15 protein-coding genes and 3 pseudogenes are annotated in these 23,221 nt (G+C 56.3%); 5 read left to right on the top strand and 13 right to left on the bottom strand.

All coding sequences use genetic code 11. The features are described 5' to 3' along the window. Positions 1-938 (bottom strand): Ig-like domain-containing protein (locus tag ACIQUS_RS26370; RefSeq protein WP_403053845.1); only part of this gene is annotated, 938 nt, incomplete at its 3' end. Positions 939-1,851: 913 nt separating this feature from the next. Further along, the gene (locus ACIQUS_RS26365) at positions 1,852-4,104 is read right to left on the bottom strand and encodes an autotransporter outer membrane beta-barrel domain-containing protein (protein WP_403053853.1); all 2,253 of its coding nucleotides are present in this window, start codon (positions 4,102-4,104) and stop codon (positions 1,852-1,854) included. Between the two features lie 12 nt (positions 4,105-4,116). Between ACIQUS_RS26365 and ACIQUS_RS26360 the strand changes: the two genes are divergently transcribed. Then, positions 4,117-4,734 (top strand): hypothetical protein, encoded by a 618-nt coding sequence (locus ACIQUS_RS26360; RefSeq protein WP_403053865.1) that lies wholly within the window; start codon positions 4,117-4,119, stop codon positions 4,732-4,734. Between the two features lie 201 nt (positions 4,735-4,935). Here ACIQUS_RS26360 and ACIQUS_RS26355 read toward each other — a convergent pair. Both ACIQUS_RS26355 and ACIQUS_RS26350 read right to left on the bottom strand, forming a co-directional pair. Beyond that, positions 4,936-5,328, bottom strand: a pseudogene (locus ACIQUS_RS26355) (AIDA repeat-containing protein); the annotation flags it as partial. Positions 5,329-5,619: 291 nt separating this feature from the next. Then, positions 5,620-7,926 (bottom strand): autotransporter outer membrane beta-barrel domain-containing protein, encoded by a 2,307-nt coding sequence (locus ACIQUS_RS26350; RefSeq protein WP_403053850.1) that lies wholly within the window; start codon positions 7,924-7,926, stop codon positions 5,620-5,622. A 12-nt stretch (positions 7,927-7,938) separates the two neighbouring features. On the opposite strand from ACIQUS_RS26350, the gene ACIQUS_RS26345 reads away from it, so the two are divergent. Then, complete coding sequence (locus tag ACIQUS_RS26345; protein ID WP_403053862.1) at positions 7,939-8,898, top strand: hypothetical protein; 960 nt, start codon at positions 7,939-7,941, stop codon at positions 8,896-8,898. Positions 8,899-8,931: 33 nt separating this feature from the next. On the opposite strand, the pseudogene ACIQUS_RS26340 reads toward ACIQUS_RS26345, so the two are convergent. The 3 genes and pseudogenes from ACIQUS_RS26340 to ACIQUS_RS26330 all read right to left on the bottom strand — a co-directional run. Next, positions 8,932-9,201: pseudogene (locus ACIQUS_RS26340) on the bottom strand (hypothetical protein); the annotation flags it as partial. 609 nt (positions 9,202-9,810) lie between these two features. Continuing rightward, positions 9,811-10,671, bottom strand: coding sequence for an alpha/beta hydrolase (locus ACIQUS_RS26335; protein ID WP_403053842.1), 861 nt, complete (start codon positions 10,669-10,671; stop codon positions 9,811-9,813). A 156-nt stretch (positions 10,672-10,827) separates the two neighbouring features. After that, entirely contained in the window at positions 10,828-14,142 is a 3,315-nt protein-coding gene (locus ACIQUS_RS26330) for an autotransporter outer membrane beta-barrel domain-containing protein (protein ID WP_403053839.1), read from the bottom strand. Positions 14,143-14,592: 450 nt separating this feature from the next. Between ACIQUS_RS26330 and ACIQUS_RS26325 the strand changes: the two genes are divergently transcribed. Next, the gene (locus ACIQUS_RS26325; RefSeq protein ID WP_403053836.1) at positions 14,593-15,618 is read left to right on the top strand and encodes an AraC family transcriptional regulator; all 1,026 of its coding nucleotides are present in this window, start codon (positions 14,593-14,595) and stop codon (positions 15,616-15,618) included. 58 nt (positions 15,619-15,676) lie between these two features. Here the strand turns inward: ACIQUS_RS26325 and ACIQUS_RS26320 are convergent, their stop codons facing one another. After that, entirely contained in the window at positions 15,677-16,702 is a 1,026-nt protein-coding gene (locus ACIQUS_RS26320; protein WP_403053834.1) for an AraC family transcriptional regulator, read from the bottom strand. Between the two features lie 480 nt (positions 16,703-17,182). After that, positions 17,183-19,363, bottom strand: a complete 2,181-nt coding sequence (locus tag ACIQUS_RS26315; RefSeq protein WP_403053848.1) for an autotransporter outer membrane beta-barrel domain-containing protein — start codon at positions 19,361-19,363, stop codon at positions 17,183-17,185. Between ACIQUS_RS26315 and ACIQUS_RS26310 the strand changes: the two genes are divergently transcribed. Together ACIQUS_RS26310 and ACIQUS_RS26305 are read left to right on the top strand one after the other, a co-directional pair. After that, positions 19,307-19,663, top strand: coding sequence for a hypothetical protein (locus tag ACIQUS_RS26310; protein WP_403053859.1), 357 nt, complete (start codon positions 19,307-19,309; stop codon positions 19,661-19,663). The two genes, ACIQUS_RS26315 and ACIQUS_RS26310, sit on opposite strands and share 57 nt — an antisense overlap. Positions 19,664-19,675: 12 nt before the next feature. Further along, on the top strand, positions 19,676-20,119 hold the full coding sequence (locus ACIQUS_RS26305; protein WP_403053856.1) for a hypothetical protein: 444 nt from the start codon (positions 19,676-19,678) through the stop codon (positions 20,117-20,119). On the opposite strand, the pseudogene ACIQUS_RS26300 reads toward ACIQUS_RS26305, so the two are convergent. From ACIQUS_RS26300 to ACIQUS_RS26285, 4 genes and pseudogenes are all read right to left on the bottom strand, one after another. Further along, positions 20,087-20,437 (bottom strand): annotated as a pseudogene (locus ACIQUS_RS26300) (hypothetical protein); the annotation flags it as partial. The gene ACIQUS_RS26305 and the pseudogene ACIQUS_RS26300 overlap by 33 nt on opposite strands. Positions 20,438-20,756: 319 nt before the next feature. Continuing rightward, entirely contained in the window at positions 20,757-21,479 is a 723-nt protein-coding gene (locus tag ACIQUS_RS26295; protein WP_403053831.1) for an EAL domain-containing protein, read from the bottom strand. A 121-nt stretch (positions 21,480-21,600) separates the two neighbouring features. Further along, positions 21,601-22,335 carry an EAL domain-containing protein gene (locus ACIQUS_RS26290; protein WP_403053828.1) on the bottom strand — a complete coding sequence of 245 codons (735 nt, stop codon included), beginning with the start codon at positions 22,333-22,335 and terminating at the stop codon, positions 21,601-21,603. 175 nt (positions 22,336-22,510) lie between these two features. Further along, on the bottom strand, positions 22,511-23,221 hold a 711-nt coding region (locus tag ACIQUS_RS26285; protein WP_403053826.1), incomplete at its 5' end, for an autotransporter outer membrane beta-barrel domain-containing protein.

Raw genomic sequence — 23,221 nt, 5'->3', positions numbered from 1 at the left:
TGGACGGTCGGCGACTCCAGGCTCCAGTTACCACTGCCATCGGTCACGACAGTGCTGGTGCTGTTGTCAGGCCAGGTCACGGTGACCGTGCTGCCAGGCTCGGCAGTGCCCGAGGCATCGATTTTGCCATCGGCATCGGCATCGGCCACGACCAGCGTCGGCGCGTTCGGCGCCACGTTATCGGGGTAGATGACAGTGACCGAGTCACTGGTGTTGCCCGCAGCATCGGTCGCCTCGGCGATGACCTCGCCCGGCTCCTGAACGGTCGGCGACTCCAGGCTCCAGTTGCCACTGCCATCAACCACGACAGTGCTGGTGCTGTTGTCAGGCCAGGTCACGGTGACCGTGCTGCCAGGCTCGGCAGTGCCCGACGCATCGATTTTACCATCGGCATCGGCATCGCCCACGACCAGCGTGGGTACACTCGGCGCAATATTATCGGTTGAGCCTATTGCTGAAGAGCCGCCATTATCATGATCATCACTACCACCACCCCCACCACCAAACGCTAGAGCTCCCGCCCCCAAAACCCCCAAAGCGCCGAGCGCAGCACCCTCAAGCGTAAACCCAAACAATGCAGCGTCATTCGCATCTGATGCCGAATCATATAAAACGCCGTCAGCGGCATACTCTACTGTTTCGTCTCCTGAAACGATCAGTAACGTGTCACCATTGTCATCCTCCAGAACGAACTCTGGATCTATTACAGCAAAATAACCCTCAATAACAATTACTTCCTTGCCATCCTCCATCACCACCAGATCGTCACCCGAGCGTTTAACAACCACTCGATGGGTTAACAAAGAATCTTCGACCCTGACAACGTACTTAACGAAAGAAGCTGCCTTTAGCCGCAGTGGCGCTAAATTGTTTTCATGAGTTTGAACGCCTATAATCTTAGCCGCTTCGCCAACCCGAACAACCTGGAGGGTAATCATTTTAAAACCTACAATTCAATTAAAAAGCCAAAACTTAAGTTACATACATCCATTAGTTGATCTAGTGCCGGAGAGCAACCACAGCATTGCTCTTCGCTGCCGACTCGCCTCAACGTACAAATCCACTCACGTGTATTATCCGCCCCCATGCGGCCGAATAATTGACAGGAAAGGCCAATAATTTGACTTTTAGCGACTCCGCCTTTTCAGCAACGCCTCGATCCGATACATGGAAGCCTTACAGTCACCCAAGGAGCCGGGCACCATTTGGGAGCGCCTACCAGAGATTTCAAAAATCGGCACCCAGGATATCCCCCATCGCCACGTTAATATGCGCCGCTCCACTCTAAGGCTTGCCCCCCTCGGAGAGCCGGAAGACTGCAGCCGCCTGAATGAGCTCGTGCCGCCATATCCACCAGGCCAGGTCATGATGCTTTACGGCGCGACTATCGAGTGGGTGCAGCCCCTCGACCAGCGGCAGCACATTAGAAGAGGAAGCGAATGCAGAACAGAACCCTTCAGGCTTCACCTCATTCCGAAACATCTCACTTTATTTTGCTGAATCCCACCTCAAAAAATGTTGTGGATTTGTTTACCGCCAAAATTCTGGCAATAATAACCCTCATTCACTGGCCGAAGACTTGCACCAAAAACTAAATACTGAAACAACTAAATTAAAAATAATTGACGCATCCCGGCTGACTTTCCATAACGGGTGACAGCGCTAAATATACGTGGCGCGCCACAGACCAAGCTGGAATCCGCTCATTACTATCATGTTTGAGTTCTTCAACCGCTTTGCGCACTGGTTAAGCTGACGGCAGATAGCGGAGAAGCATTCGATTCCGGTGAAAAGTGACGATAGGCGGGTGTTTTCTATATTTCCGGAGATGCGCCCGCCTGCCAGCCCGCCTTACCAGAGATAGCGATAGCCCACCGTCACCGCGTAAGGCTGCTCGATATCGCTGCCAGTGGCGTACTCCACATCCAGTGAAATCTTGCTGCGCTCGCCCACCTGCAGCACCCCGCCCGCACCGACCTCGGTGCGGTTGCCCGGCAGTTCACTGGCAAGCGAATGACCATTGACCCGCACTTCACTGTCACCGGCGTGTTCGGTGATATAGGACGCCTTCACATAAGGCTGCGCCCGCATGCCGCCGGACAACTCCAGCTCACGCCCCAGCAGTGCGCCAGCACGGCTCTGCAGTGATTCGACCGCATCCGACTCCACGCGCAGCCCGTTGCTCGCGGTATAGCTGCCGCCCTCGGTGTGGGTGGCGGTAATCTCCAGTTGTGGCTCGACGAACCAGCCTTTGTTCAGCTGGATGCGCTTGCCCACTTCCACATCGACACCCACGCCATCGGTGTCGTAGCTGCCCTTGACCGAGTTGCCCAGGTTGGTCGGCGTCTTCACTTCGTTGTCGAAGCGGCTGTACTTGACCACGCTGTCGACGTAGAAGCCGTTGTCATCGAGGTAGGTGGCATAGCCACCGACCATCTTGCTCTCGATCTTGCCCGATGCGCCTTCACCGAAGTCCAGGTCGGACTCGGCGGTACCCAGCATGCCGCCGAGGTACAGCTTGCCCTGGCTCAGGGCGATGGCCTTGTCCGCACCGATCTCCACGCCCTGCACGTCCTGGTTGAAGGCACGGCTGGCGCCTTCGTCGACCTCGAAGCGCTTGCCGATGGCGCGGGTCCAGATGCCGCCTTCGTCCTTGCCCATGCGCAGTTCGCCCAGGCGCTTGACCAGCGCATTCATCTGCGCGTTCCACATGCCGGCGCTGGCACCATGGACGGCCACGGCCGCATTCGCACCGCTGGACAGGTTGCCCGGCGACGGATTGAAAGGCTTGGCCGGTGGCGCTACCGGGGCCACAGGCTCAGTTGGCGGCGTCACAGATACCGTCGGTGGGTTCACAGGCTCGGTTGGCGGAGCTACCGGTTCGGTCGGCGGTGTCACCGGCCCAGTTGGCGGCATTACCGGCTCCGTCGGTGGAGTCACCGGCTCGGTTGGTGGCGTTACCGGCTCCGTCGGTGGAGTCACAGGCTCGATTGGCGGCGTTACCGGCCCCGTCACCGGTGTCGCCAGGTACCAGTCATCTCCCTGGCGCTGCAGGGTGTAGCGGAACGCACCGACATCGACATGATCACCGTACAGGCCAAAAGAACCCGAACCGCCATTGCCGTCCACCAGCCTCAGCTGGGTGGCCGACACCGGTTCCTGGCCGGAATCTTCCACCACCAAGGTATGGGCGCCCAGGGTCTGGCCGCTTACTTGCAGCAGGTCGCCCCCTGGCGTGGCCAGCACGGTGCGCATGGCGAAGGTGCCGTTACCGGAAAGGTCGCCGTTCACCTTCAGGGTGGAGAAGCCCGCCGTGCCAGCGCGGAAATCGACCATGCCGTCATTGATCAGCGCACCCACCTCCGAATTGCCGGTCACGTCCCAATGGCTGCTGCCATCGACCTTGACGTTGACCGGATCGATGGTGCCGGTCAGGCGGCTGTTGTCGAGCAGGTTCAGCCAGCCCGAGCTGCTGTCACGGAAGGCGATGTCACCGGTCAGGGTGGAGCGCTCGACGTTGGTCGTCAGCTGGCTGCCGTTCTTGGCCTCCAGCAGCAACGAACCGCTGGCCGCTTGCAGCGAGGTGTCCTTGATGGTCAGGGCTGCGTTGGTGGCAGCATCAGCCAGCACCAGACCACTACTGCCCTCCAACACCGCCTTGTCGACGATCGCGTGCAGGCTGTCAGCACCGGACAGGCTCAGCACCGCCTTGTCGACCGCGCCGCCATGCCAGCCATCTTCCAGCCACAGAGTACCGCCCTTGAGCTGCAGGCCGCCGGCCAGTTCCGAACCTTGGGTCTTGCTGGAATACTCGATGTGCAGCCCGCCCGCGCCTTGCTTGATGACCGAGCCTGCGCCCAGCATGCTCAAGCCGGTTCGGTACATGCCGTCCTGGCCAATGGCACCCGAGTAGTCATACACCAGGTCACCATCGGTAATCACCCCGGCAGCATGCGTAGCCTGCAAAGGCCCGTCAATGAGGTGTGTAGTACCAGTCAAGCGGGCGCCATACCTCACCAGCAGTGATCCACCGTTAACGACGGTGTCGTTGAGCCTGTCCAGCTCACTGACGGCCTGGAGAGAGCCGCCTTTCTCGATCAGCACGTTGTCTGTTTTATGCGAATCCGCATCGATATAGAAACTGCCGAACGGATGAGCGCCAGAAACCGAGGCATCGGTTGTGGCATACAGAATGCCGCCGGCCTCCTGGACAACATTGGTCGCACGCGAACCGGCTCCCGCACCCAGGATGCCGCCGAATCGCAACAAGGTGCCGTCTGCGAATGCTCCGGAATAAAGACGTTGAACACCGCCTTCACTCACCTCTGTCGCCAGACTGATGCCGTTATCCTTGACAAACTGATGCCCGTTGGCAAGAACCTTTGTATTCTGTGCTGTGCCCGTAACTTCCTGGGTGCCGCCATCAATAATCGAGGTATAAGCCCGTCCGTTAAGAACGACATCCTGAGTGGCTCCTTGCATGACCAACGTATTGTAAGTATGGCCATAGGAACCGACAGTTTGAATACCATCCCGCGTAACAACCGTATCATTGGCAACGCCCGCGCCGATGATATATTGCGTTCCTTTTTCGATCCGAGTGCGATTAACGCGTCCTCCCGAAATATTCTGACTCCCGCCATCCACCACAACATCATTAGTCTCACCACCGGATACAGACTGAATACCACCTTTGATCAGGGTATTATTGGCTATTACGTCGTCGCTACCTAGGTGCTGTTTGCCACTGATAATTGTCGTGTTGGAGTCGATAGCGCCCTGTGAGAGTTCCTGGAGGCCGCCTTCAATAACCGTCTCGTTGGATGCACCACCGACGATGTCCAAAAAACCACCGAAACCAACGTAAGTGCGATTGGCCGTACCGCCGACGCCCGCAGTCAATTCGCCTTCGTCATGGACAGTGCTATCGCTGGCCACACCGCCAGCCTGTACTTTTTGCTTCCCGCCGCCATTGATAGTGGCGCCACTGGCACTACCCGCCACGTCCTGAACACCGCCACTGTTGATTATTGCTGCGTCGCTGTTCGCGCCTTGCTGCACGATTTCAAGACCACTATCGTTAATCGTGGTTCCACTGGAAGTCGACTCTTTTTCCAGGCTCAAGGTGCCACCGCTATTGATAATCACATTGGTTGCGGTGTCCCCGCCATTGAGCGTTTCATACGAATTAATTTCATCGCCACTCAAGGTTTTACCAGCGGAATAGCCACAGAAAATCAGAGAAGTGGATGCACACAAGAGCAAAGCAAAGTGCTTGCCACATCCATTGCGAGGGCGGATTCTAGATAATGTTGTTACGCTGTTCATGAAGCTTCACCAAACTTTTTTGTGAACGCTGAGATACACCGAAGAAGTCAAGTTCCATCTGACGCTGCTTCGCTACTTACCGCAGAACGTGCAGACCACCTCAAGCTACGGTCAAACGGGACTCTTCACCTGAATTGTAATTTTCCGCGTTCAACCCAGATTGAGATTGACATTGAACGATATATTTTTGACATCTAATACCGACCCTGACCAAGCGAGGACGACGTAGATAAATAAAAATGCCCGGTAATGAATGCCGGGCACTAAAACCCAAGGCAAAATAGCAACGTCTTACCAGGCGTAGCGATAACCCACCGTCACCGCATAAGGCTGCTCGATATCGCTGCCCGTGGCGTACCCCACGTCCAGCGAAATCTTGCTGCGCTCGCTCACCTGCAGCACCCCGCCCGCACCGACCTCGGTGCGGTTGCCCGGCAGTTCGCTGGCAATCGAATGGCCATTGACCCGCACTTCGCTGTCACCGGCATGCTCGGTAATATAGGACGCCTTCACATAAGGCTGCGCCCGCATGCCACCGGACAACTCCAGCTCACGCCCCAACAGTGCACCGGCACGGCTCTGCAGCGAATCGACCGCATCCGACTCCACCTGCAGGCCGTTGCTCGCGGTGTAGCCTCCACCCTCGATGCGGGTGGCGCTAATCCCCAGCTGCGGCTCGACGAACCAGCCCTTCTTTAACTGGATGCGCTTGCCCACCTCCACGTCGACACCCACGCCATCGGTGTCGTAGCTGCCCTTGACCGAGCTGCCCAGGTTGGTCGGTGTCTTCACTTCGTTGTCAAAGCGGCTGTACTTGACCACGCTGTCGACGTAGAAGCCGTTGTCATCAATGTAGGTGGCATAGCCGCCGACCATCTTGCTCTCGATCTTGCCCGAGGCGCCTTCACCAAAGTCCAGGTCGGACTTGGCGGTACCCAGCAAACCACCGAGGTACAGCTTGCCCTGGCTCAGGGCAATGGCCTTGTCTGCACCGATCTCCACACCCTGCACATCCTGGCTGAAGGCACGGCTGGAGCCTTCGTCGAGCTCGAAGCGTTTGCCGATGCCGCGGGTCCAGATGCCCCCTTCGTCCTTGCCCATGCGCAGTTCACCCAGACGATTGACCGCCGCACTCATCTGCGCGCTCCACATGCCGGCGGTGGCACCGTGGATAGCCACGGCTGCATTCGCCCCGCTGGACAGGTTGTCCGGCGACGGATTGAAAGGCTTGGCCGGCGGCGCTACCGGTTGCATCGGTGGAGTTACCGGATCAGTCGGTGGCGTCACCGGATCCGTTGGCGGAGTTACCAGGTTGGTCGGCGGGGTCACTGGCTCCGCTGGTGGAGTCACAGGTTCCGTCGGTGGCGTCACAGACCCAGTTGGCGGAGTCACAGGTTCCGTCGGTGGCGTCACAGGCTCGGTTGGCGGAGTCACAGGTTCCGTCGGCGGATTCACAGGCTCGGTTGGTGGAGTTAGCGGCTCCGTCGGCGGGGTCACAGGCTCCGTCACCGGCGTCGCCAGGTACCAGTCATCCCCCTGACGCTGCAAGGTGTAGCGCAATGCACCGGCATCGACATGATCACCGTACAGACCAAAGGAACCCGAACCGCCGTTGCCATCCACCAGCCTCAGCTGGGTAGCCGACGCCGGTTCCTGGCCGGAGTCTTCCACCACCAGGGTGTGGGAACCCAGGGTCTGGCCGCTTACTTGCAGCAGGTCGCCCCCTGGCGTGGCCAGCGCAGTGCGCATGGCGAAGGTGCCGTTACCGGAAAGGTCGCCGCCCACCTTCAGGGTGGAGAAGCCCGCCGTGCCGGCACGGAAATCGACCATGCCGTCATTGATCAGCGCACCCACCTCCGAGTTGCCGGTTACATCCCAACGGCTGCTGCCATCGACCTTGACGTTGACCGGGTCGATGGTACCGGTCAGTCGGCTGTTGTCGAGCAGGTTCAGCCAACCCGAGCTGCTGTCACGGAAGGCGATGTCGCCGGTCAAGGTCGAGCGTTCGACGTTGGTCGTCAACTGGCTACCGTTCTTCGCCTCCAGCAGCAACGTGCCGCTGGCCGCTTGCAGTGCAGTGTCCTTGATGGTCAACTGAGCGTTGGTGGCAGCGTCGGCCAGCACCAGACCGCTACCGCCCTCCAACACCGCCTTGTCGACGATCGCATGCAGGCTGTCAGCACCCGACAGGCTCAGCACCGCCTTGTCGACCGCGCCGCCATGCCAGCCATCTTCCAGCCACAGGGTACCGCCCTTGAGCTGCAGGCCGCCGGCCAATTCCGAGCCCTGGTTCTTGGTGGAATGCTCGATGTGCAAACCGCCCGCCCCTTGCTTGATGACCGAGCCTGCGCCCAACATGCTCAAGCCGGTGCTGTACATACCGTCCTGGCCAATGGCACCCGAGTAGTCATACACCAAGTCACCGTCGGTAATCACCCCGGCTGCACCAGTGGAGGTCAAGGCGCCGTCGATGAGACGTGTGGTACCGGTCAAGTGGGCGCCATACGCCACCATCAGTGATCCGCCGTTAACGGTCGTGTCGTTGAGCCTGTCCAGCTCACTGACTGACTCGAAATAGCCACCTTTCTCGATCAGCACGTTGTCTGTTTTATGCGTATCCGCATCGATATAGAAACTGCCGAGCGGATTGGTACCAGAAACCGAGGCATCCGTTGTGACGAACAGAATACTGCCAGCCTCCTGGACAACATTGGTTGCGCGCGAGCCGGCTGCCGCATTAAGAATACCGCCGGACTGCAACAAGGTACCATCCGCGAATGCTCCGGATTCAAGACGCTGAGCGCCGGTTTCGGCCACTTCCGCTGCGAGGCTGACACCATTCGCCAAGACAAATTGAACGCCATTTTCAGAAATTTTCGTATTTTGCGTGGTGCCGGCAACATTCTGTATGCCACCTTCGATACTCGAAGCGTCGGCCATACCGTCAATGCCTACATCCTGAGTAGCGCCCTGCAGTACACGAGCATTGTAAGCACGGCCATAGGACGCTACTGTCTGGTAGCCATTCGATGTAACAACAGTATCGTTGGCAACACCCATGCCAACAACACGCTGTTCGCCGCCTTCGATACGCGTGCGATTTGCAATACCACCCAAAACAGCCTGAACGCCGCCAAGCACAACCGTGTCATTTGCAACACCAGCCTGAACATTCTGAAGGCCACCATCGACCACCACATTGTTTGTTGTTCCCGCAGTAACCTGTTGGGCGCCGCCCTTGATCAGCGTGCCATTGGCCACTGCGTCTTCGCTACTGACACGCTGCTCGCCAATGATGATCGTAGAATCCGTATCGACCGCACCCTGCGAAAGGTCTTGAATACCACCGTCAATCACAGTGCCATGGGAGGTACCGCCTGCGCTGGAAAAAAAGCCGTTGATTCCTACGGAAACCTGACTTGCCTCCGCTCCGGCTTCCAGGGTCAGTCGGCCGTTACCATGCACACTACTCTTATCGACTTTACCGCCAGCCTGAACCAACTGGTGGCCGAAATCGTAAATTTCGCTACCAATGGCGGTGCCTTTCACGATCTGGATACCACTGCCTGAAACGGTGCTAGAGAGCGCATTGCCACCAGACATAATTTCCTGATAACCATTGATGGTTGCCGAACTTGCAGTGCCTGCGACGTTTTGAATACCGCCATACTGAATCAGCGCGCCCTGACTACTGGCGTTCTGCTGAATACTTTCAACACCATTGTCATGAATAGCAGTTCCGTTTGACGACGCTCCACTTTGAAGTTCCAGGGTACCGCCACTACCGACAACAACGTTGGTAGCGGTTTCGCCCGCTTCCAGGGAATGATAGAAATTGATTTCCTCATTATTCAACGATGCAGCAAGCGGCATTCCAACAAACAGCAACGAACCTGAAGCGCACACCGTGACGGCAACCCCTTTGCCGTACTTATTAATCGCACGAAAGATAATCGACACTACAGTACCGCCTCGTCAAATGACAAAAATTGAAAATCCATTAACCCTGCCAGCATCAGCGCTTGCTCAAATAAAGAGGCCGGCCTACGGATTGCAATTATTCGCGAGCACTCAGAAAAGCTATTGATGATGCGCGAACGTTTTTTGACATTTGATGACTGCGATACGTAAAGCAGTTGACGTTGCCGATTTGGCGGACGTGCACGTCACATCACTATCGATGGGGAGGTCGCCTGCTGCCTGGATCGGCCCATCAGCACGCACACCTATACCCGACTCTGTCGAAAGCAGCCGTACGTTACGTCCGTAGAGAATTTCCCCGCAAGCCAGCTCGATGCCATCGCTCGGTGCGGTGCCGATCCCAGGCCCGCTCAGCGGGGGATTTTGCGCAGGAGCATGCTGATGAACGATCCCACCCCCTCGCCGCTGAGTACGAGCAAAGGGGATACCACAATGGCCATCGAGTCCTTTATTTAAAGCGCAGACAGCACGCTATAGGCCAACGGGGAGTAGCTTCAGGCTTCACAAGTTGTCGTTGAACCAATCGGACTGAATCATCGCCACACGATCAAAGTAGGCCCCAGTATAAATATCATAATGCCGTGCCTGCGGCTCGACATGAAGGCGCTTCACATCCGCCGTCACTGACTCATACAATTCCAGCCCTTGCGCTGGCGGATTGACTGAATCTTGCCCCGCCAAGACAACCAACGTCGGACACTTTACGTATTTTGCATTTTCTCCCGGCTTGTACTGAAACGTTTCCCTTACCGTGAGAAATGGAATTTTTATATCCATTGCCGGGTAAAGAGTTCTATGCACCTCAAAAAACGCTTTCGACTCTTCATCCTTCAGCACCCGGGTAATGCCAACAAACATCTCCTTGCCCGTGGCACTTTTTTTCTCAACCATCCTGTCCAGCGCGAGCACAAATTCTGCTTTTTCTTCAGCAGACATTTTTCCTGTTACGACCTTTTCTCCATCAGCAAAACCCAGTTGACTGACAATACACTTGATATCTGGATTTTCTGCGGCGGCGCCGAACACATGGCAACCGCCTAATGAAGTGCCCCACAACCCGATTCGATGCTTGTCAATGCCCGGTTGAGTTTTAACCCACTCGATAACGGCAAGAATATCCTGAATCTGCAGAGAAGGTAGCAGTCTGCCTCGCTCACCCTCACTTGCACCAAAGCCTCTATAATCGAATGTCACGGTATGGAATCCTGCGCGCGTAAAAAACTCAGCAAAGGCAGGAAGCAAAACCTCTTGAATACCGCAAAAGCCGTGGCACAAAACAATGACGGGAGCTGTCTCAGCCCCACGTGGACTTCTCAATGTTGCAGCGATGCCAACAGCTAGTTTATGCGTCGTGACGTCCATATTGAACAGAATCCTCATTTAAAACAAAACAATACGATCCAGATTCTGCACAACCCCGTGAAAATTTAATTGACTTTTGGCGACATAATTTTGATTGCCGCCTATTTCGACACTGTTCGTGCCGGGATAGTTATCGTCTGAAAAACCATGCGGGTATTACCAAACGATACTCAAACCAATGCGACCTGCGTAACTGGTACCGTCACCATCGCCAAGCGCAGCGTTGTAGTCACCTGACGCAAACACGCTCACGCTTTCCGTCACTTCGCCAGAAATACCGATCCCATACTGCGCCCAGCGCCCTCCGAGCGCTGTGCTCAACGTGACTGAGTTATCGCCCTCGATGTTGGAAAATGTGACATCGGCATCTGAGCCAAAGGTATTCCATACATTGGCGCGCATCCAGGTCGACACGGAGTGGTTATCTACCGCCAGGTGTTTTACCAATCTGCCTCCGAGGCGTCCGTAAACCGCATCGGTAGTATCGAAATTCACTCGACCGAAGCTGTCCTTGTCGTCATCGAGCCAAACCCTCTGGTAGATCAGTTGCGCCTGAGGCTCGATAAACCACTCATTCCCCAAGGCAACCGGATAACCACCCTCCACTGATGTTGAGACTCCATTGCCGGTTGATCTCAGTTCCTCACCCTGCACCGAGCTTGCCTCTATGTCATGGTAATGAGTCCCTTGCACCACGATGTCCGAGTACCAGCCATTCGCGCCCGTATGCGTCCAGTAAAGCCCTAGCGAATACGCATCCATGGAGGCCGTGCCGGCCTTGCCGCCATAGACCCGACGCACATCACTGTCGATACGTCCGGCACTAAAATAGATCCCGCCTGCATCTCGAGACCCATCGTCATGGAGCACCCTGTAGAGGTCGTTGCCGACCATGAATCCGCTCATGTCAAAGTCGTAGGAGACGCCGTTATCTTCAAATGAATCCAGTCGTTGCGCGTTGCTGGCTCCGTCATAACCCACATCACCGTCTTCGCCCAGGATCCGCCCCCATCCCGGATGGCCCCCTTCACTTGCGAGCCGTTCCAGAACGCTATCGCCCATTCGATCGTGGTACGTGCCCAACATGGCCAGCCCCAAGCGATTGGCCAGCGCCGGTACCACCATGTCCACGGGAACTTCCACCCGGTAGTTTGGAAGGGTCGGAGGCGTCGGTGGCGGGGTCGTGGGAGGCTCCACAGGCGGGATCGTCGGAGGGTCAATCGGCGGGTTCGTCGGTGGGTCAATGGGTGGATTCGTCGGAGGCTCCACGGGCGGAATCGTAGGTGGCTCCACAGGCGGAATCGTAGGCGGCTCCACAGGCGGAATCGTCGGAGGGTCAATCGGCGGAGGCTCGAAGGTCGAGCGCAGATACCAGTTCCCGTCACTGGCAGCGGCACCCACGCCGCCTTGATAAAGGCTGTACTCGTAGGCTCCCGCCGCTACACGATTACCCAGCGTGAATGCGCGGGGATCGGAGAAACCTGCGACATCTACCAGCTTCATGCCATTCCCTACCGTCTGCCCTCCTGCCCCGCTGAGTGTGGTGACCAGGATGCTGGTGGCACCATTGGCAAACCCGGCATTACCGCCCACCAACATGCTGTCAGTGGCCGTGGAATCACTCCCTGGCATCGAGTTCAGGCTCAGCCGCCCACTATCGCTGACATAGTTGCCACTCACCGTGAAAACCGTACCTACCCGGGTACCCGTGGCCTCGCCGATCCGTATTAGGCCTAGGTTGCGAACGCTTTGGACTGACTGATTGAACCCTTGCAGATCGAGCGAGCCATTCGGTTGAACAAGGTAGTCGGAGCCAGGGCTGTAAACGTTGGCCGCTCCCCCTGCGAGGATGCCGCTCGCAACGATAGTCGGACCAGAATACGTATTGTTGCCCGTCAGAATGGTGGTCCCTGAGCCCGATTGATCGACCCTGCCTGCACCACTGATCACACCGCCGAACGTCAGGGTGTTCGATCGATTGAAAACCAGAGTCCCCTGGTTCGACACATCTCCGACGATGGAACCATTGTTTCCCCCACTGCCCAATTGCAACGTACCTGTGAGGATATTGGTTCCGCCCGTATAGGTGTTGTCGCTGGTGAGGATTGTGGTTCCCGTAGAAATTTGATTTACAACGCCCGAGCCGCTGATCTTGCCTTCGAATGTCACCGCATCCACCCTACTGAAGGCCAGGGCTCCCTGATTGACGACATCGCCCAAAATGAGCCCGAGGGTTCCTTGGTTACCCAATTGCAAGGTGCCTGCGCTGATAATCGTCCCGCCGGTGTAGGTATTGTCGCTGTTTAAAATGGTGGTACCAGGGCCAATCTGCTCAACACGCCCCGGTCCGCTGATCTGTGAGCCAAACACCAATACGTTGGCTCGGTTGAACGCCAATACGCCCTGATTGACAACCTCACCATTGATGGAACCGGTCAGGCCACCGTTACCCAGTTGCAGTGTACCGGCACTGATGAGGGTTGGTTTCGACGAATAGGTATTGTCGGCCGTTAGAATGGTCGTGCCTGTTCCACCCTGCACCACTTGGCCGAAGCCACTGATTACACCATCGATGATGAGGGTGTCGGCGCGATTGAAGATCAAGGTTCCCTGATTACTGATATCCCCCACAACAGCACCACCGGTACCGCCATTACCCAATTGAAGAGTGCCGTTGAAAATAGTCGTCCCACCCAGATAGGTATTGTTGTTGGTAAAAACAGTCGTGCCTTGCCCCACCTGTTGAACGCTCCCTCCTCCGCTGACCAGCCCATCGAAGATCAACGTGTCCGCACGATTGAAGGCGAGCGTGCCTTGAGTTGCGACGTCTCCACTTATGCTGCCGGTCGACCCGCCATTGCCCAGCTGAAGTGTGCCGCCGCTGATCGTGGTCCCTCCTGCGTAGGTGCTATTTCCGGTCAGCGTCGTGAAGCCAGCTTGATGTACAACCGAGCCCGTCCCGGAGATAGCGGGTGCAAAAAGGTAGCTGCCAAAATTATCAGTGTGATTGAAGACAATGTTCCCTTGGCCAAGCCCGAAGGAAATTGTTGCGGCGTTCACGCTGCCAGGCGCACTTGCCGCACTCCCTGCTGCAGAGCCTATGTTGAGTGTGCCCACCGAACCGGCTTGGGAAGCGATGATCACATTACCGAGAATCTGCGCTGCGCCGCCCTGAGTGAGGGTCAACGTGCCATTACCGCCAACCCCTATGATGAGGTCACCACTGTTGCTCCATTGGGAACCCAGTCCATTGACGGTGACGATTCCGATCGAACCTGGGTCCAGGCCTATAAACCCTTGCTGGCTGGACACATTCTGGAAACCGGTGATGAGGGGAAAATTAGGTGCAGCCACACCGGCAACGCCAATCTGAACCGTCTCATTTGAAGGCGGAACCGTTCCGCCCAGCCAGTTTGTACCTGTCAACCAGTCCGTTGAAGTGGCGCCTGTCCAGACAATCTGTGCGTTCACTGATGAGGACATTAGTGTAACGATGACCATTCCTGCGGCAGTCGAACGGGATGTTGCTGCAACGCGAAGAAAAGGGACTCGCGACATACTCCCCCCTTTGCAAGCACTGGATGGCACGCATTTACAGCAGTAGGTCAATCTGTATGAGCTTAGACGAACCGTAATAAAACGTTGAAAGCCATCCCTTATTGATTGGCAGGACAGGGCCCCTATTCAGGACTTGCGCAAATCACAAGTAGACCGTCTCTGTCACAAACCACCACCATAACGGCACTTTGATACTAACGCCCACGCCATCGCCCCACATCCACACTGGTCGCGCAAAATTGCCGTAAAGCCTTGCACTGACTACAGTTAACCTACCAGCGGGCCTCGCCCCTCATCAGCGCAGCTTTCTCCAGCCAGCGAAGAGGTCCTGTTTTTGCGACTTGACATGGCATTTTGACGACCATGACCACACTTATTCGCAAGGCTTCTTTTGTGGGTTTTCGGGAGCTGGTGAGCCAATTGGGCGGCGATGCAGACGCGCTTTTGCAACGCTTTCGAGTCTTTCCCCAAATGCTCCAGGAGGAGGAGGCGCGGCTACCTCTACGTTCGTTGATTGGCGCCATGGAACTCGCGGCGCAGACCTTGAACTGTCCTGACTTTGGCTTGCGCATGGCTGAATATCAGGACATCCACGTGCTGGGACCGGTCGCAGTGATTGCACGAAGCTCGGGCACAGTGAGACAGGCACTGGAGGAAATCTCTCGATTTATCAGCTATCACAGTCCGGGCATCTTTGCGGAGCTCGACTGTAGCGACCCAGAAAGCCCAAGTTTCGTGGTCGACATCCGCCTGCCAAAGCTCACCCAACGCCGTCAAATGCTGGAAATGGGATTGGGCGTCGCGTACAACACCGTAAAATTGCTTTACGGTAGGCAATTCACCCCCCAGGCCATCCTGCTCACCGGTACGCCCTCCCAATCCCTTGAGCGCTATCGTCGTTATTTCCAGTCCACCGTCTACACCGCCCAGGCCCGCAACGCATTGGTCTTGCGTAGCGAGCACCTGAACCAGCCCATCGAACAGCAGGACCCCATGCTGCATCGCGTATTGCTGGAGTACCTGCAAGCGTTCGAGAAGCAGCCGCAAACCGACCTTGTCCACCAGGTACACAGCCTGGTCCAGCGCATGTTACCCACGCAACGATGCCGGTTGTCGCTGGTTGCCGAGCAACTCGGTTTGCATGAGCGTGTTCTCCAACGAAAACTGGCTGAACGAGGCTGTTACTTTGAAGACTTGGTGGAACGGATACGCCGAGAGCGAGCGGAAAGCTATTTGGCTGAACGCGGCATGCCGATGTCGCAGATAGCTGGCCTGCTCGGCTACAGCGAGCAAAGCGTGTTCAACCGCTCATGCCGGCGCTGGTTCGCTCAAACGCCGAGTGCCATGCGTAAACAATTGCTGGCTGCCAATAGAGCAAGTGTTGCATGAGCGAAGTGGCATGGATTGGACGTCTCAATTACTTGGCCAATAAAAACACGTCAGGCTGTTACAGTACATTTTCCTTGCTGTTGGCCAATAATTGACGCCGCATTGCACTCGGCGTTTGAGCGAACCAACGCCGGCACGCGCGACTGAATACGCTCTGCTCACTGTAACCGAGTAAATTCGCAACCTGCGACATTGGCATACCACGCTCGGCCAAATAAATTTTTGCGAGCTCTCTACGTATTCGCTCCACAAGGTCTTCAAAGTAATAGCCGCGCTCTGCAAGCCTTCGCTGCAAAGCACGCTCGTGCAGGCCGAGCTGCTCGGCAACCAGCGACAACCGGCACCGCTGCGTAGGTAACATTCGTTGAACCAGACTGTGAACTTGATGAAGAATATCACTTCGCGGCTGCATTTCGAACGCCTGCAGGTACTCCAGCAATACGCGATGCAACATAGGATCCTGCCGCTCGATGGGCTGGTTCAAATGCTCTCTACGCAAGACCAGAGCATTATGAGCGTGCCCTGCATACACCGCTGACTGAAAATAATGACGATAGCGTTCCAAAGGCAATGGTGGAATACCCGTGAGCAACACCGACTGGGGGCTGAACTGTTTACCGCAAAGCAATTTCACAGTGTTGTAAACCATACCCAACGCCATTTCTGACGTCTGCCGTCGTCGCGTCAGGTTTGCCAGTCGAATATCCACCACCAATCGAGGGCTCTCCGGCTCACTACAATCCAGCTCTATATAGACACCAGGGCTATGATAACTGATAAAGCGCGAAATCGACTCCAGCGCCTGCCTGACCGTGCTCGAACTTCGGGCAATCACTGCCACCGGCCCCAACACATGCATGTCCTGATACTCAGCCATGCGCAGGCCAAAGTCAGGACATTTCAAGGTCTGCGCCGCCAGTTCCATAGCGCCGACCAACGAACGTAGAGGTAGCCGTGCCTCCTCCTCCTGGAGCATTTGGGGAAAGACTCGAAAGCGCTGCAGAAGTGCATCTGCGTTCCCGCCCAAGTGGCCAACCAGCTCCTGGAAGCCAGCAAGAGAAGTCTTACGGATAAGTGCCGTCATAATCAACAATCAAATTTAATTTATATAAATAGCCATCCATCTAACAATAAATTCAAGGACAGATAGCTTTTTCTGCACTGCCAAGCGATACAACCTACCAGGACAACAAGCCCGGAGCCCCGCAAACATCAAAGTTACCGCAACGAATGTCCACAACCGTACTTGGCAATGGAACTGTAGCCAATCACCCGCAACATCACTAACTTAAAGACGCTCGAATACCAGGAATTATCCGCTCAAGATATTTTTACGGATTGACCTTTAGCGACATTGATTTGATACTTAGTGACAAGCGATTAAAAAATTCAACACCTCACCTTACGTTGAGCTGGCCAGGGACGGACGTAACATTCAGTAATATTTACGCATCGATTCTCAAGGACCAAACTTCCACTTTCTCGCTGCAAGCCGAATAAGGTGGGTACGTCTCGCCGCCGTATCCGTCAGACTCCTGAAGGGGATCTAGCGGATAACAGCGCCCTACCAAAGGTAGCGATAACCCACTGTCACCGCATACGGCTGCTCGATATCGCTGCCAGTGGCGTACTCCACGTCCAGTGAAATCTTGCTGCGCTCGCCCACCTGCAGCACCCCGCCCGCACCGACCTCGGTGCGGTTGCCCGGCAGTTCACTGGCAAGCGAATGGCCATTGACCTCCACTTCGCTGTCACCGGCGTGTTCGGTGACATAGGACGCCTTCACATAAGGCTGCGCCCGCATGCCACCGGACAGCTCCGACTCATGCCCCAGCAGTGCGCCGGCACGGCTCTGCAGTGAATCGACCGCATCCGACTCGACGCACAGGCCGTTGCTCGCGGTATAGCTGCCGCCCTCGGTGTGGGTGGCGGTAATCTCCAGTTGTGGCTCGACGAACCAGCCTTTGTTCAGCTGGATGCGCTTGCCCACTTCCACATCGACACCCACGCCATCGGTGTCGTAGCTGCCCTTGACCGAGTTGCCCAGGTTGGTCGGCGTCTTCACTTCGTTGTCGAAGCGGCTGTACTTGACCACGCTGTCGACGTAGAAGCCGTTGCCATCAATGTAGGTGGCATAGCCGCCGACCATCTTGCTCTCGATCTTGCCCGAGGCGCCTTCGCCGAAGTCCAGGTCGGACTCGGCAGTCCCCAGCATGCCGCCGAGGTACAGCTTGCCCTGGCTCAGGGCAATGGCCTTGTCTGCACCGATCTCCACGCCCTGCACGTCCTGGTTGAAGGCACGGCTGGCGCCTTCGTCGACCTCGAAGCGCTTGCCGATGGCGCGGGTCCAGATACCGCCCTCGTCCTTGCCCATGCGCAGTTCGCCCAGGCGCTTGACCAGCGCATTCATCTGCGCGTTCCACATGCCGGCGCTGGCACCGTGGAGAGCTACGGCTGCATTCGCCCCGCTGGACAGGTTGCCCGGCGACGGATTGAAAGGCTTGGCCGGTGGCGCTACCGGGGCCACAGGCTCAGTTGGCGGCGTCACAGATACCGTCGGTGGCGTCACAGGCTCGGTTGGCGGAGCTACCGGCTCCGTCGGTGGAGTCACAGGTTCCGTTGGTGGCGTCACAGGCTCCGTCGGTGGCGTGGTCGCCGGCGTTGTCAGGTACCAGTCATCTCCCTGGCGCTGCAAGGTGTAGCGGAACGCACCGACATCGACATGATCACCGTACAGACCAAAGGAGCCCGACCCTCCATTGCCGTCCACCAGCCGCAATTGCGTAGCCGATGCCGGCTCCTGCCCGGCGTCCTCCACCATCAGGGTATGGTTGCCCAGCGTTTGCCCCTTCACCTGCAGCAGATCACCCTGCTGCTGGGCCAGTGCCGTGCCCATGGCGAAGGTGCCATTACCGGAGAGATCACCGTTCACGTCCAGGGTGACAAAGCCTGCTTCATCACCGACGAAATAGATTGCACCGTCGTTGACCAGGGCCCCCACTGTGGAGTTGCCGGTGACATCCCAGCTACTACTGCCATCGACTTTCACGTTGACCGGATCGATGGCGCCAGCCAGGTGGCTGTTGTCGAGCAGGTTCAGCCAGCCCGAGCTGCTGTCACGGAAGGCGATGTCACCGGTCAGGGTGGAGCGTTCGACGTTGGTCGTCAGCTGGCTGCCATTCTTCGCCTCTAGCAGCAACGAACCGCTGGCGGCTTGCAGCGCGGTGTCCTTGATGGTCAGGGCTGCGTTGGTGGCAGCGTCAGCCAGCACCAGACCACTACTGCCCTCCAAGACCGCCTTGTCGACGATCGCATGCATACTGTTAGCACCGGACAGGGTCAGGACTGCCTTGTCGGCCGTGCCACCATGCCAGCCATCTTCCAGCCACAGAGTACCGCCCTTGAGCTGCAGTCCGCCGGCCAGTTCCGAACCCTGGTTCTTGGTGGAGTGCTCGATGTGCAACCCACCCGCCCCTTGCTTGATGACCGAACCGGCGCCCTGCATGCTCAAGCCAGTGGAGTACATACCGTTCTGGCCTATGGCACCCGAGTAGTCATACACCAGATCGCCATCGGTAATCACCCCGGCTGCACCAGTGGTCGTCAGGGTTCCGTCGATGAGATACGTCGTACCGGTAAGATGGGCACCATATCTGACATTCATACCTCCACCATTGATGGTGGTGTCATGAACGATGTCCTGTGTACTGACCACATCAAGATGGCCACCTTTCTCAATCAACACATTGTCCGCGGTATGGGCGCCGGCATCGATGTAAAAATCGCCGAGGGGATTGGTACCCGACACGAAAGCGTCTGTACCCACACGAAGAATGCCCCCTGCCTCCTGATTGACGTTTGTCGCGTATGCATCAGCTCGCGTGGAAAGAATGCCACCGGCGTAAAGATGCGAGCCAAAGGACGAGCCATCGGAACCCACCTCCTGCGTGGCGCCTTGCTTCACTTGCGTATTGTTGCTACGACCATAGGAACTCACGGTCTGAAGCGCGCCGGACTCGACAACGCTATCGTTGGCCACGCCTAGGCTGACGACCTGTTGCTTGCCCTCGATGATAAGCGCGCCATTACTGCTGCCGCCCGAAACAGTCTGGAGGCCGCCATCAATGACCGTGTCATTGGACACGCCGCCGCTGCTGACAAAGGTACCGCCGGTGCCAACGTGAGCGCGGTTGGTGGTGCCGCCAACCTGCAAGGTCAGGAGTCCTGTGTCATGAATGACACTGTCGTTGGCTATGCCGCCAGCCTGTACTTTCTGCTCGCCGTACTCATAAACGTCCGAAGCGTTGGCGGTCCCGCCTTTCAAGACCTGACTGCCCCAGCTATGAACTTTGGTGCCGTTCGCCACACCATTGCTCTGAATTTCCTGGTAGCCACCGACATCGGTGCTGAAGACGTTACCCATGACATACTGCATACCACCGCCCTTGATTGTTGTGGTATTTGCAGTTGCGCCTTTATAGACCTCCTGTTTGCCGCTTGACTGAATAACGGTGTCAGTCGCTGAACCCGATAATTTTTGCTCGCCACCGCCATTAATGGTCGCACCACTGGCAGCACCCGAAACTTTCTGGACACCGCCACTGTTGATGATTGCGGCGTTGCTATTCGCGCCTTGTTGAACACTTTCAACGCCGTTAGCGTTGACTGTGCTCCCACTGGAAGCGGACTCACTCTCCAGGTTCAAGGTACCCTCGCTATTGACAATCACATTGGTTGCGCTATCCCCGGCCTTGAGCGATTCATACGAATTAATTTCATCGCCACTCAACGTTCTGGCAGTGGAGTACCCGCAGAACATCAGAGACGTGGAGGCGCACAAAACCAGAGCAAAGTGCTTGCCGCATACATTGAAAGGGGGAACCTTATGGAGCACTGTTGCGTTGTTCACGAAGCTTCACCAACCGACCTGGGTCACGGACTGGAATCTTCCACGCCCGACATTGAATAGGATTGACATCAAGGGATGTATTTTTGACATTTCACGCCGCTATCAACCAAAACCAGCGGCGCAGCGTGTGGAGCGGAACGCTCAGAAGAATTCGACAAAAACTGACTTAGCCCCACCCCACTCCCAATGACTTCACCAAAAATATAAAACCTACCCAGCCAATAAAAAATTACATACGCACGCTAAGCACGTGCTTTGGCCGCCCAAACGCGTAACCTTGAAAAAAATCAAAAGGCATTGAGTAAACTACATGCGCCTGCCAATCGCTCTCCACTTTACCGACAAGCAACGGAACACCGTAGCGCTGCAGATAATCGACAACGCCGGTATAAACTTGCTCATACCCCCTGACACAGACATCATTTACCGACTTCGGGAATATCCCGAAGCTGTCGACATCCACCTTGACCATGTCGCACAAGTCGAGCCTTAACTCAAGCCGAATCGTGTCTTCAATGACATCGTCATCGAGCACAATACAAACCCCGGACTCCCGCAATCGATACAGCGCCTCCACATAAGTGGCCATCTCCATGTTCCTGACGACCCCATCCATCAGCTCAATCGCCAACTGATAATTACACCCCTTCAAATCCGAGGTACATCTAATTAGCTCATCCACCACGCGATGACTCAGAAGCATCGATTTCTCAACCTTCATAAACATGCGCAAGGGCGGCCCATACGAAAAACGTGGGCGCGCTATACAGCTGGCACGAACCATTGAAATCATCGGCAAAACTGGCCTCTTCACCTCCGCGCCCTGCCCTGATTCACCAGCGAAGGGAGCCGATGCCTCATAGCCGATACAGCTATTATTACGATCAACTATTTTCTGCCAACTGATCGAATTAACTTTTACCTCGTCAATTGCTTGAAAAAAATTGACCATCACACCCCTCCAACATGAACATACAAAATCAACAACAGCCTCGGATGGCAAATCCCAACACGTCCCTGAGGCTAACCTTTAAAACAATTTCAAACACCTCGCCGCCCGGCGCAATTAACCGTCAATCGAAAATACCCGGCCGCCCGAAATAGTAACCTTGAAAAAATTCAAAGGGCATCGACAACACCTTGGTCGCCTGCCAATCAAACTCCACTTTCTCAGCCAACAATGAAACGCTGTAACGTTGAAAAAAATCATTGATTTTTGCATTCACGCGCTCGCCCTCCCTATCGAGCATTGTCTGAGCACGCCGCGAAAAACCCTCAAGGCTGCTGATATCCAGTTTAACCAGCTCGCACACCCCCAACCCAAGCTCAAGGTGTACCGGATCGTTGATATCATAGTCATCTAGCGCAAGAGAAACGCCCGCACCCTTCAGTCGATACAAAGCATCGATGTAACGCATTAATCCCTTCTTGCTCACTGGCCGCTCCGTCAGCTCAAGCACCAAGTGGTAGTTTCTAGCCTTCAGGTATTCAAAGCACGCGATAACCTCTCCAACCAACTGACGATCCGTCAACGACTCTTTCTCAACATTGACAAACACGCTTAGCGGCCCGTTTTCAAATGAATTCGGGCGCGCTGCACAACCGGCACAGACTAAAGAAATCACCTCTGAAGTAAGGCTCCTCAACTCAGAAAGCGACATCACCCCAATTGCCTTCTCGACACCACTCCCCGACACACCGGAAAGTCGAGCCAAGGCTTCATAGCCAATACACAGTCCCTTTCGATCGACGATTTTTTGCCAGTGAACCGCATAAACCGCCACTTCGTTATTAGCTCTAACCAACATTTATGACGCCTCAGTATCATCCAGGCAAAAAATCGCCAGCTTCAGTAATTAATCCAATTCTAAACAGCGAATAAAATTATCCGCTGGCCGGACAAAAATTAATTGACCCCTCCTGACCAGTTTTTAACATTTGACGACCACAGTGCGCAGTTCGAGCTCGATTACTGACATCGCTTTACCAGAGGTACCGATAGCCCACTGTCACCGCATACGGCTGCTCGATATCGCTACCAGTGGCGTACTCCACATCCAGTGAAATCTTGCTGCGCTCGCCCACCTGCAGCACCCCGCCCGCACCGACCTCGGTGCGGTTGCCCGGCAGTTCACTGGCAAGCGAATGACCATTGACCCGCACTTCACTGTCACCGGCGTGTTCGGTGACATAGGACGCCTTCACATAAGGCTGCGCCCGCATGCCGCCGGACAACTCCAGCTCACGCCCCAGCAGTGCGCCGGCACGGCTCTGCAGTGATTCGACCGCATCCGACTCCACGCGCAGCCCGTTGCTCGCGGTATAGCTGCCGCCCTCGGTGTGGGTGGCGGTAATCTCCAGCTGCGGCTCGACGAACCAACCTTTGTTCAGCTGGATACGCTTGCCCACTTCCACATCGACACCCACGCCATCGGTGTCGTAGCTGCCCTTGACCGAGTTGCCCAGGTTGGTCGGCGTCTTCACTTCGTTGTCGAAGCGGCTGTACTTGACCACGCTGTCGACGTAGAAGCCGTTGTCATCAATGTAGGTGGCATAGCCGCCGACCATCTTGCTCTCGATCTTGCCCGAGGCGCCTTCACCGAAGTCCAGGTCGGACTCGGCAGTCCCCAGCAGGCCACCCAGGTACAGCTTGCCCTGGCTCAGGGCGATGGCCTTGTCCGCACCGATCTCCAC

This window comes from Pseudomonas sp. NPDC090755 (assembly GCF_044769005.1).
Lineage (GTDB): Bacteria > Pseudomonadota > Gammaproteobacteria > Pseudomonadales > Pseudomonadaceae > Aquipseudomonas.
The sequence above is the reverse complement of the archived record's forward strand: the minus strand, read 5'-3'. Positions and strand labels throughout refer to the sequence as shown.